7 protein-coding genes are annotated in these 11,796 nt (G+C 70.5%); 4 read left to right on the top strand and 3 right to left on the bottom strand.

Annotated elements, in window-relative coordinates; genetic code table 11:
• Window positions 1-225 precede the first annotated feature (225 nt).
• On the bottom strand, window positions 226-1,755 hold the full coding sequence (locus tag QM591_RS01305) for a DUF4185 domain-containing protein (protein WP_415128802.1): 1,530 nt from the start codon (window positions 1,753-1,755) through the stop codon (window positions 226-228).
• A gap of 165 nt (window positions 1,756-1,920) precedes the next feature.
• A complete protein-coding gene (locus tag QM591_RS01300) occupies window positions 1,921-3,057 on the bottom strand; it encodes a glycoside hydrolase family 172 protein (RefSeq protein WP_415128800.1) in 1,137 nt (378 codons plus the stop codon).
• A gap of 160 nt (window positions 3,058-3,217) precedes the next feature.
• Here QM591_RS01300 and QM591_RS01295 point away from each other — a divergent pair, with 160 nt between their 5' ends.
• The 4 genes from QM591_RS01295 to QM591_RS01280 all read left to right on the top strand — a co-directional run bounded on the left by QM591_RS01295 (window position 3,218) and on the right by QM591_RS01280 (window position 9,981).
• Window positions 3,218-4,207: a LacI family DNA-binding transcriptional regulator gene (locus QM591_RS01295; RefSeq protein ID WP_415128798.1), complete on the top strand. Its 990-nt coding sequence runs from the start codon at window positions 3,218-3,220 to the stop codon at window positions 4,205-4,207.
• 100 nt (window positions 4,208-4,307) lie between these two features.
• Window positions 4,308-5,813: an FGGY-family carbohydrate kinase gene (locus QM591_RS01290; protein ID WP_415128796.1), complete on the top strand. Its 1,506-nt coding sequence runs from the start codon at window positions 4,308-4,310 to the stop codon at window positions 5,811-5,813.
• Entirely contained in the window at window positions 5,810-8,353 is a 2,544-nt protein-coding gene (locus QM591_RS01285; RefSeq protein WP_415128794.1) for a GH116 family glycosyl-hydrolase, read from the top strand. Before QM591_RS01290 ends, QM591_RS01285 begins: the two co-directional genes overlap by 4 nt.
• Window positions 8,350-9,981 carry a fucose isomerase gene (locus tag QM591_RS01280; protein WP_415128792.1) on the top strand — a complete coding sequence of 544 codons (1,632 nt, stop codon included), beginning with the start codon at window positions 8,350-8,352 and terminating at the stop codon, window positions 9,979-9,981. The genes QM591_RS01285 and QM591_RS01280 overlap by 4 nt, the downstream gene beginning before the upstream one ends.
• Window positions 9,982-10,150: 169 nt before the next feature.
• Here QM591_RS01280 and QM591_RS01275 read toward each other — a convergent pair whose 3' ends face one another.
• Window positions 10,151-11,536: a DUF2252 domain-containing protein gene (locus tag QM591_RS01275; RefSeq protein WP_415128790.1), complete on the bottom strand. Its 1,386-nt coding sequence runs from the start codon at window positions 11,534-11,536 to the stop codon at window positions 10,151-10,153.
• Between the last annotated feature and the right edge of the window lie 260 nt (window positions 11,537-11,796).

The following is an 11,796-nucleotide window of genomic DNA, read 5'->3' as shown; positions in this document are numbered from 1 at the left end:
GCCGCACCAGACGCCCGCACCCAGCCGGCCCGCCCCGCACCCAGCCGGCCCGGCCCCGCCCCCAGCCGGCCCCGCCCCGCCCGGCAACGGACACAACGGCGGACCGGGCAGGGCGACACCCCGGTGGACGGCTGGTTCCACCGGGGTGTCGCGTGTCTGATCCGCCGTCGTGCTCCGGAGACCGCGCTCCGGAGACGGTGCTCCGGGCACCCGGCGGGGAGTGGCTCAGCGCCGGATGACGGCCACGTCGTCCACCTGCAGCCAGATGTCACCGCTGTTGGTCCAGACCCCGGCGAACACCTGCACCGTGTCTCGCGACCCGCTCGAGAAGTCGACCGTAAGCTTGGTCCAGGGCCCGACCGAGACGAAGTTCGCCTCGGAGATCACTTCGCCGCCGGTCGACCTCACCCCGAAGAAGCCGGCATCGCTGTTGACCGACGTGCGTACCCATCCCGTGAGGCGATAGTTCGTCTTCGGGCTCACCGCCACGTTCTGCCAGATGTTGCGCCATCCGCTGTTGTAGCGGACGAAGGCGTTGTGGTCGCCGCTGAAGGAGCTCGCCGGCGCCTCGTCGATCCCGCAGTTCGGTGAGCATGCCCACGTGCCGCCGGTGCCGTCTCCGATCGCGTCGGGCCGCTCGAAGCTGGGGTTGGTGACGAGGTTCGGATTGACGATGCGGCCGCTGCGGTCGATCTGCATCCGCATGAGGTACACGTTGTACGGGCTCCACTGCGACATCGCGAAGTACAGCTCGCCGTTCGAGCTCCACGGGTGGAAGTACCCGCCGTACAGGCCCGGATAGTCCGCGGAGCTCGCGACCGTCTGCGGCGCGGTCCACGGACCTTGCGGACTCTTGGCGGTGCGCAAGATGATGTCCTCCCCCGACAGCGTCATGAGCAGGAACCGCTTGCTGTAGCTGTCGTACTGCACCGACAGCTCGCTCACGGGCGCGTCGATGATCGGCCGGGCATCGGCCTCGCGGGGGCTCCAGGACCGCCCGTTCCAGTAGCGGTACGACTTCTTGTCGAGCAGCTTGCGTTCGGGAACGCGGGCGAGTGAAGCGGGGCCGTTGCGTCCGTTCTGGGTCCCGAACACGTAGACGTATCCACCCTTGCGCGCATACGCCTGCATCTGGAACGGGTCGTCGCCGGCGGCGTTGTTCTGCCAACGGGTGTCGGAGACCGTCCAGTTCTCGCCGTTGTCGTCGGAGTACGCGATTCCCGCGTAGTTGGTGTCCCAGTAGCCGGGGGCGCCCCACTGCTTCACCGACATGAACGACAGGTACTGACGCCCCTTCACCGAGATCCCCGCCGTCGGGATCGTCGTCATCTCGTCGCCGTTGACCTTCTTCGACGGGATGATCTCCTTCGCCGCGCCGGACGGGGTCTGCGGCGCGCTCTCGAACAGCATGCCGTCGGCGAGGGTGCGGTCACTCGAGCGGAGCAGCACGTTGCTGCGCCAGTGCCCGTTGGCCGGAGCTCCGCCGCCGGGACCGGTCCACGCGTTGCCGAAGGTGTCGCCGAACGCGGCGAGCACCGAACCGGCGCCGTTGTCCCACATGATCCCGAGGTCGGTGCCCTTGATGTCCCACCGGCCCCACGTGTTGTTGGGGGCGTCGGGACCGGTCATCTTCTCGACGATCGTCGCAGGCGTCCGGGCCTGCGTGGCCAGCGCGGGCCCGGCGGCCGTCACGCTCGCCGCCAGCACGAGTCCCCCGATCGCGGCGGCCCCGATCCATCTTCTGTGGTGCGTCATTGCACTCTCCTTCTGGTGTCGCCCCGCCGGGCGGCGGGCACGGTCGATCCCGGTGGCGCCGCGGCGGGCGCCCCGGGCACTACTGACACACCTCGGCCCCCTCCTGCGGGAAGCGCCGGGTGCGCATCGTCTGATCGGTCGGGAGAGTCCGGGACGCGGGACCGCTCAGTCCTGCGGGGCGCGCGGGGGAGTGGCTCCGATGTCGGGAACCGGAGCGGTTCCTAGGTGAACCTCCAGATCGTCGGCCGTCGGAGTCTTCGGTCGCCGCGCCGTGGGGCGGTCGAGGTAGAACAGGGCCGTGGAGGCGATGTCGTCGCGCAGCGGCAGGTATCGCCAGCCGCTGCGCCACCCGAGCGCCTGGATGTCGACCTTGGGCAGGCCGGTCGCGAAGTGGATCGGATCCAGCAGGTGCCACCGGTACATCCCGAACCGCTGTTGTGACACGTACAGTCCGTCGGGACGGATCACCTGGGGCATGCCCAGGTAGGGGGTGGAGAACTCGGTGTAGCCCTTGCCGGGGATGTCGAAGTTCCACGCGCCGCCGAAGTAGTCCTCGGTGCCCGTGCCGCAGATGGTCGGGTAGTCGGTGTCGTCGTCGAGATAGAACTTGATCTCGCCCTCGCCCCACCACCCGTTGGAGTTGACCCCCCAGGCGATGTAGGTGCCGACGTACTGTCCCTGGCCTTCGACGCCCTCGATGATCGTGTGGGGGACGAGCTCCTCCAGCGGGTTCGAGCGCCGCCACTGCGCGTGGAAGTAGCCGTCGTTCGTGTAATCGCCGCCGGTCTCGTACGTGACCTGGTAGTAGACGCGGACATCGACCACCGACGTGTTCTCCACGGTGAGTCGTGCCCCGGTGCGGAACGGCATCGGCCAGTACGAGTTGAACCCGCCGTGGGGGTTGGCGGCGATGGTCTGCGAGTTCACCTGCGCGAAGACGCCCCAGCCGTTGCAGAAGAAGTCGCCGTAGGGCACTTCGACGGCCGGCTCCTCCGCGCCGTCCCAATAGGCGCGCAACAGCAGGGTGCGCCAGTTGTCGGTGTGGGTCGTGATCCAGATGTGGGTGATCTTCCCGCCGCCGACGATGTTGGCGAGCTCGAAGGTCTCACCGGCCTTGATGTCGACGCTGGGGGAGATCTTCCACCCGGGGCCGAGGTCGCGTGCGCACGAGGCTCCGGTGCCCTCGGTCGCACGCCCGCCGCCGCCCGCGGAGCCGTCGAAGTTCTCGGGCGAGATCGAGCGGGTCTGCACCGTTCGGAGGGCCGAGAGCGAGGAGAGATCGGAGTTCGGTGTCGTCGTCATGGCGGGCACATCCTTGTTGCGAAGCGGGTGGGATTCCACGATCAGGCACCGGTCGAGCCGCCACAATATCTGGAATCGATTTCAACAGTGTTGCAGCACACTGTAGGGTGGCCTGACCGGCAATGTCAACGCGGGCCGGCGCAGGGTGCAGGTGGGTGAGATGGCCACGATCTACGAAGTCGCGCGCGCCGCCGGGGTGTCTCCGGCGACCGTGTCCCGGGTCTTCAACGGAATGGGCGTCTCGGAGGAGAAGACGCGCGCTGTGCGCGAAGCCGCGCGTCAGCTGAAATTCTCGCCGAACCGGACCGCGCGCACCCTGCGCAAGCAGGAGTCCGAGGTCATCGCCCTCGTGATCCCCGACATCGAGAACCCGTACTTCACCGAGCTGGCCCGGGGCGTGGAGGACGTCGCGCAGAGCGCGGGCTACTCGGTCGTGCTCTGCAACACCGACTCACAGCTGGAGAAGGAGGCCACCTACCTCCAGATCGCGATCTCGGAGCACATGGCGGGGGTCATCCTCGCCGCCGCGAGCGACCACACGAACCTCGACGACCTCCTGGCCGCCGGCCGTCCGGTCGTAGCCGTCGACCGCGGCACGGGCTACGACATCGACGGCGTGGTCATGGCCAACCGCACCGCGGGACAGGCGGCGACCGAGAACCTCGTGCAGGCGGGGTATCGACGGATTGCGTGCATCACGGGTCCGCAAGAGATCGAGACGGCGTACGAGCGGGCCCAGGGGTGGCAGGCCGTCATCGCTCGGAGCTTCCCCGAGGCCGATCCCACTGAGCTGCTGCGGTACTCGAGCTTCCGCGTCGACGGGGGCCGTGCGGTGATGGAGGAGCTCCTTGCTCTCCCCGAGCCGCCCGACGCGATCGTCGCGGCCAACAACCTCCTGGGCGTCGGCGCCATCCAGGTGCTCACCGAGCACGGGCTCACTCCACCGAAGATCGGCGTCGCGGTCGTGGGCTCGCTGCCCTACACGACCCTGTCGCCGTCGGCCGTCACCGTGGTGCGCCTTCCCGCGCGGCACATGGGAGTGACGGCGGCGAAGCTGCTTCTGGAGCGGATCGCCGGCGACGATCAGCCGGCGCGCACCGTGGTCCTCCGCAACGAGATGCAGCCCGCGCGACTCGTCGACGCGAACTGACGGCGGCGGCACTCGATCTCCGCTTCGTGCGGTTGTAGATGAAATCGATTTCGTCTAGAGTTGCCTCGTTCAGATCGTCAGACGGATCGAAGGGGATGCCGTGTCCTTGTTCTGCACGCTCGGCGTCGACATCGGCACCTCGAGCACCAAGGCCGTGCTCGTCGACGAGGCCGGAACGATCGTCGCGTCGGCCTCGCGTGCCCACGGCGTGGACCGCCCACGCCCCGGCTGGGTGGAGATGGACGCCGGGGTGTGGTGGGACGAGTTCGTCGCCCTCACCCGTGAGGTCTGCGCCGCGCGTCCCGACGTTCGCATCACGGCCGTCGGCGTCAGCGGCATGGGGCCCTGCGTGCTCCTCGCCGACGCCGACGACGTCCCCGTGCGCCCGGCGATCCTCTACGGCGTGGACACGCGCGCAGGCTCCCAGATCGCCCGCATGACCCGTGAGCTCGGCGCCGACGAGATCGTGCGGGTGGGCGGCTCGCCTCTGTCCACCCAGGCGGCGGGGCCGAAGATGCTCTGGATCGCCGACGAGGAACCCGCCGCCTTCGCCCGGGCCCGGCGCCTGTTCATGCCGGCGTCCTGGCTCGTGCGGCGCCTCACCGGCGCGTATGTGCTCGACCACCAGTCGGCCAGCCAGAGCTGGCCCCTCTACGACATCGAGCGCGAAGGCTGGCGCGAGGACTGGTGGGACCGGTACGCGCCCGGCATCCAACGCCCCCGCCTCGGCTGGGCGTCGGAGGTGGCCGGCACCGTCACGACCGACGCGGCAGAGGCGACCGGCCTTCCCGCCGGCACCCCCGTGACCGTCGGCACGATCGATGCCTGGAGCGAAGCGGTGAGCGTCGGCGCGCACGGTCCGGGTGATCTCATGCTGATGTACGGCACCACGATGTTCCTCATCGCCACGGGGACGGAGACGTTGCGGACGCCCTCGATGTGGACGACGGCGGGCGCCTACCCCGGTACGCGCAACCTCGCGGGAGGGCTGGCGACCTCGGGGGCGCTGACGTCCTGGATCGCCGAGCTCTCGGGCGCCGACTACGCCACCCTTCTGAAAGAGGCGACCGCCTCGGGGGTGGGGGCGCGTGGGCTGCTCGCGCTCCCGTACTTCGCCGGCGAGCGCACTCCGATCCTCGACCCCGACGCGCGCGGAGTGTTCGCCGGACTCACTCTCAGTCACGGCCGCGGCGACCTCTATCGTGCGGTCCTGGAGGCGACGGCCCTCGGCATCCGGCACAACGTCGCCACGATGCGCGACGCGGGAGCGGACATCCGTCGCGTCGTCGCCGTCGGCGGCGGGACTCAGGGTGCGCTGTGGCTGCAGATCGTCTCGGATGCGACGGGTCTCGTGCAAGAGGTGCCGCGCGTGACGGTCGGGGCGAGCTACGGCGCGGCCTTCCTCGCGGCGAGCGCCGTGAGTCCCGAGCCGCCGCGCATCGAGGAGTGGAACCCCGTCGCCTCCACCGTCACTCCGGACTCCGACGCCTCGGCCGACTACGACGCCCTGTTCGACCTGTACGTGCGGCTGTACGCCGGGACGAAGGACATCGTCCACTCCCTCGCCGACCGCCAGCACGCCACGGCTTCTCAGGAGAGCTCATGACCGCCCGCATCCGCCGAGCCCGCGGGATTCCCCACACCGCTGAGCGGGCCGCGTTCCCGCTCGGCGGGATCGGCACGGGGAACGTGTCGATCGGCGCACGGGGGGAGCTGCGCGACTGGGAGCTGGAGAACCTGCCCGACAAGGGGCGGCTGAATCCGTACTCCTTCTTCGCCGTCCACGCGGCACCGGAGGGCGGCGAGGCCGTGACCCGCGTGCTGGAGGCGCAGGTCACCGGCCGGCACGACTGGGACGCGGGTTACGGGTTCGACCGCCTCGCGGGGCTGCCACGACTGTCCGGCGCCACGCTCTACGGAGAGTATCCCGTCGTCGACATCGACTTCCACGACGACGTGCTTCCCGTCGAGGTCTCGCTGCACGCGTTCACCCCCCTCGTCCCGCTCGACGCCGACGCCTCGGGCATCCCTGCGGCCGTGCTGCGATACCGCGTCACCAATCCCGCCGCGGTGCCGGTGCGGGTCACGATCGCGGGATCCCTGTCGCACACCGCGGGCCGCGGCGAGGGTCCGTTCGGCATGCGCGCTGCGCAGACCGTGCGGTGGCGGGAGGAGCGGCCCGGTGACGGCCCGACCGTTCGCGGGCTCGACTTCGGCATCGACCTCCCTGTCGACGACCCGGGCTATGGGACGCTGAGTCTCACCACGACCGATCCCGACACGACCGCGAAGCCGCAATGGGTGACCGGGTTCTGGCCCGACGGTCCGCGCCTGTTCTGGAACGACTTCCGCGACGACGGATTGCTGAGCCCCGAACCGCGGCTGACCCTCGAGGACCGTCCACGGGGACTGTTCGCCGAGTCGGCGCCGCCCGAAGGCCGCCCCCTCACCGATGAGGAGCTGTTCGCGACGCTCCCGCGCCTGCGGACCGGGAGCCTCGGCATCGTCCACGAGCTCGCGCCCGGCGAGTCCCGCGACTTCTCCTTCGTCCTCTCGTGGAGCTTCCCGAATCGTCGGCGCGGCTGGGCGGGGCACATCGTGTTCGCCGATCCGCATCTCGACCAGACGGTGCGCAACCACTACGCGACGCTGTGGGAGGACGCCTGGGCAGCCGGTGCACACCTGCATCGCCACCTCCCGGCACTGGAGGCGGCGACCGATGCCTTCGTGGAGGCCCTCTACGGAGGCGATCTGGATCCCGTGTTCGCCGACGCGGTGGGGGCGAACATCGCCACCGTGCGCTCGACCACCGCCTTCGTGGTCGACGGCCCCACCCCGGAACTCGGCGACGGCCCGGTGTTCGCGGCGTGGGAGGGATCGTTCGACCACGCCGGATCGTGCGAGGGTACCTGCACGCACGTCTGGTCGTACGCGCAGACGGTCGCCTGGCTCTTCCCCTCGCTGGAGCGCAGCGCCCGCCGGGTGGAGTTCCTCCTCGAGACCGACGACGACGGTGCCCAGAAGTTCCGCTCCAACCGGGTGTTCGGGGGCCCGGCATGGTTCATGGGGCCGGCCGTCGACGGACAGCTCGGCACGTTCCTGCGCCTGCACCGCGAATGGCGGTTCTCGGGCGACGACGACTTCCTCCGGGAGTCGTGGCCGGCCGCTGCGCGCACGCTCGACCACGCGGTCCGGGAATGGGCGCGGGGAGATGCTCTCCTCAGCGGCGAGCTCCACAACACGTACGACATCGAGTTCCACGGCACGGAACCGCTCGCGAACGGCATGTTCATCGCGGCCCTCCGCGCGGGGGCGCGGATGGCCGCGCACCTGGGCGAGCACGAGCGGGCGCGAGAGTGGGAGGCTCGCGCATCGGCCGCCGCGGCGGCGATGGATGAGCGGCTGTGGAACGGGGAGTACTACCGGCAGGTGATCGACGACGTCGACGCCCACCGCTATCAGTACGGCGACGGCGTTCTCTCCGACCAACTGCTCGGGCAGTTCCACGCGCGCCTGAACGGGCTCGGCGACATCCTGCCGCCCGACCGGGTGCGCAGCGCTCTCGGCGCCGTCGTGGCGCACAACTTCCGCTCCGACCTGACCGATCACGAGAGCACTCAGCGGGTGTATGCGCTCGGTCACGAGGGCGGGCTCCTCCTCGCGTCCTGGCCGCGGGGAGGTCGCCCCGCGATCCCCTTCGTCTACTCCGACGAGGTGTGGACGGGGGTCGAGCACCAGGTGGCCACCTCGCTCGCGTACGCGGGGCTCGTCGACGACGCCCTGCGCGTGGAAGCCGCCCTCCGGTCGCGCTACGACGGCGCGGTCCGCAACCCCTGGAACGAGATCGAGTGCGGCAATCACTACGCCCGCTCCCTCGCCTCGTGGGGGCTCCTCCTCGCCGCCAGCGGTGCGCAGTGGGACGCCCCCACGCGCACGCTCTCGTTCGATCCGATCCGCGATGGCAGCTACCTCTTCACCACCGACACGGCCTGGGGCCGCGCCGTCATCGACGAGGACACCCTGACGCTCCACGTCGACGGCGGCGTGCTGCACGTCGACCGGCTCCTCCTGCGGGGAGAACCGGTGCCCGTCCCGGCACCGCCCGCCACCCCGCCCGCACGCCTCACACCACAGGAGACACCATGACCTACGTCCTTCCCGCTCCCACCGAGCGCCCCGCCCTCGCGCCGAAGACGGCGTACCTGATCGCCTCCGGAGACCTGCGCGAGTCGGCCAATGCCGCCGGCTGGCCGACGCAGGTCGAGCTCGAAGCCGCGGTCACCCGCGTCCTCGAGGAGCTCGGGTGGACGGTGGTGCGCGCCAACGGCGTGAACCCCGAGACCGGCCACGGCTTCATCTCCAGCCAGCGCATGGGCCTCGAGGTGTTCACGAGCATCCCCGCCGATGCTCCCCTCATCGTCGCCGAGGCGGTCTGGCAGTACTCCCACCACGTCCTTGCGGGACTGCGCACCCACCGGGGGCCGATCCTCACCGTCGCGAACTTCGCGGGGGACTGGCCGGGCCTGGTGGGATTGCTCGGCCTGAACGCCGGCATGACCAAGATGGGCACGGACTACGCGACCATCTGGTCGGTCGACTTCACCGACGACTGGGCCCGCGAGGGTCTGCGCGAGTGGACCGAGACGGGCCGCATCACGCATGACGCGTCGCACGTGCGCTCGCTTCCGGAGCTGCCGGACACCCCGGAGGTGGCGCTCGGGCGAGCGCTGGGCGACCAGCTCCTGGCGGAGAAGGCGATCATCGGTGTCTTCGACGAGGGCTGCATGGGCATGTACAACGCCATTTTCGACGACGAGCTGCTCAACCAGACGGGCATCTACAAGGAACGGCTGTCGCAGTCGGCGCTGTACGCCGAGATGCTGAACGTGACCGAGGAGGAGGCCGACGCGGCCTACGACTGGCTGACCGGCCGCGGCATGACCTTCCGTTACGGCGAGGATCCCGCCACCGAGCTCACGCGGGAGCAGGTGCAGTGGCAGCTGAAGATGTACGTCGCCGCCCTGCGCATCGCCGACGACTTCGGGCTCGACGCGGTCGGCATCCAGTACCAGCAGGGACTGAAGGACCTCGTGCCGGCGTCTGACCTCGCCGAGGGGATCCTCAACTCCACCGAGCGGCCCCCCGTGCTCTCGCGCGACGGGAAGCGTGAGCTGTTCGCCGGACGTGCCTTCCCGCACTTCAACGAGGCCGACGAGGGGGTCGCAGTCGACGCGCTCGTCACCGACCGCGTGTGGCGGGCCATGGGCCTCGTGCCCGACAACACGCTGCACGACGTGCGGTGGGGCGAGCAGTACGGCGAGGACTTCGTCTGGGTGTACGAGATCTCGGGATCCGTCCCCGCCTCCCACCTCGGCGGCTGGGACAAGGCCGAGGGCTGGCGGCAGGGCCACGTCTTCTTCCCCGCCGGCGGCTCGACGATCAACGGTGTGAGCAAGCCCGGCGAGGTGGTGCTGTCGCGCGTGTTCATCGCCGAAGGCGTGCTGCAGGCCGACATCTTCCGGGCCTCCGTGATCGAGCTCCCGGCCGACGAGACGCAGCGCCGCAAGGACGCGACCAACCCGGAGTGGCCGATCGCGCACGTGGTGCTGCACGGCGTGAGCCGCGACCAGTTCATGGCGCGACACAAGGCCAACCACGCGCAACTCGTCTACGCCCCCGACGCCGAGACCGCCGACAAGGCGCTCGCCGCCAAGGCCGCCATGTTCGATCGCATGGGCATCCGGGTCAACCTCGTGGGCGACGTCGCGCTCTGATTCCGGTCGCCCTCGCGCGCGGGCCGGGGCGGTCGGGCGGCGTGAGTCCGGCGTGCGGCGTGCACGGCGGCGGATGGGGAGGGCGACACGCCGGTGGAGCGGGCGTGATGTGCGGCGTGTCGGCTGCCTGGTCCGCCGTTATGCACGGGGCGGCTCGCGTGCGGTGCGGTCAGCGGGCAGCCGCCACGAACCGCGCGTGGTCCTCGCGGGAGAGGTCGGCGTAGGCGTACGCCCAGTCCTCGAGCGCGTCGGCGAGGCGTATGCCGCCGCCGACGTATCCCACGATCATGGCGGCGCGCGGCGACTGGCTGTGCGCGCGAGCGAGGGTGGTCGCACACGCTTGCGCATAGACGCCGAACGGGGCGTCGTCCAGCGTCTCGATTTCGATCCCGCCCTTCATGTCGCGGAACTGGCGCACGTAGTAGTCGCCGGTGTCGCCCCGAAACGACCCGAGGAATGGATCGGAGACCCCCTGCAGGATCCGCTGCAGGGCGACCACTCGTGCCCCTTGGCCGCCGCTCTCGCACAGCTCGCGCAGATGCGCCGGCTGCGGGCGCCTGCCCCACTCGTCGAGCACACTGGGCCCTGCCTCCTTCGTCTGCAGGAGGAGCGCGCGGCCATCTCCGTCTTGGAGGACCGTGACGTAGCAGCGGGTTCCGACGCTTCCGACACCGACGGCACGACGAACCGTGTCGGAGACCGCGTAGTTCTCCAGCAGCAGCCGGATGTCGACGTTCGTGGTGTCGAGGTAGCCCGACATCGACCGCTCCACGCGCGCGGCGACGGCTGCGTCGAGATGCGTCATCGACGGCGGCGCCTCGATGAAGCGCAAGCGGCCGTCGGCGTCGGCCACCGTCAGCTTCCGGGCGGCGCGCTCCCCGGTGCGCTTCTTCGCGTGTCGGATCGCATCGGCGACGACTCTGCGGCCCGACTTGTCGCCGAGGGTGAGGCCGCCGTCGGCGTCGAAGTGCTCGAAGTAGCGGCCCACCGGTGTCCGCCGGGTGTACACATCGAGCGACCGCACGTACGAGCCGACCGCCGCGCGGACGGCGCTGCGCACGATCTCTTCGTCGCGCCCCGTGGCCTGCCCCGCGATCACGAGGCTCGTCACGAGTCGCTTGAGGTCCCACTCCCACGGAGACCACGCGGCCTCGTCGAAGTCGTTGAGGTCGAACACCAGGGTGCGCTGCGGCGAGGCGAAGAAGCCGAAGTTCGCCACGTGCGCGTCGCCGCAGGACGCGACCTCGACCCCGCTGTCGGGGTCGCGTGCGAGATCGGCCGCCATGATCGCGGCGGTGCCGCGGTAGAAGGCGAACGGGCTCGCCGCCATCCGCTCCGTGCGCACCGGGATCAACTCGGCGACGCGGTTCGCGTTCTGCGCGTCGAGGATAGCCAGGGGATCACGTCCGGCCGTGCTCAGCAGGCCGAGAGATCGGCGAGGGCGATGGCGACGGAGCCGGCGCCCCTCGTCGGCCAGGGCGCGTCGTGAGAGCGGAAGGTCCCGCCCGGCGGCGGCAGACGGATCGCGCGGGGACGAGGAGGAGGGGCGGGCCATAGCTCATCTTGGCATCGCGCGTCCGGGCCGCGTTCGTGCTCCGGCGGGCCGCGGCGGCAACACGATCACCCCGTGATGACGCTTGTGCCGAGCGGGCGGCCGGCGGTCGGGTGGTCGGGCTGGCGGGGTGGCCAGTGGAGTGGCCGGTGGGGTGAGCCACAACGGCGGATGAGGCGTGCGACACGCCGCGCTCGGCAGGGCGGCAGCGGCGTGTCGCCTTCCCCGGTCCGCCGTTGTGTCCCCGGGGAGCGCGCGGGCCG

Origin of the sequence: Microbacterium sp. (assembly GCF_047607225.1) — a bacterium.
Lineage (GTDB): Bacteria > Actinomycetota > Actinomycetes > Actinomycetales > Microbacteriaceae > Microbacterium.
This window is presented reverse-complemented; position numbering and strand designations above follow the sequence as displayed.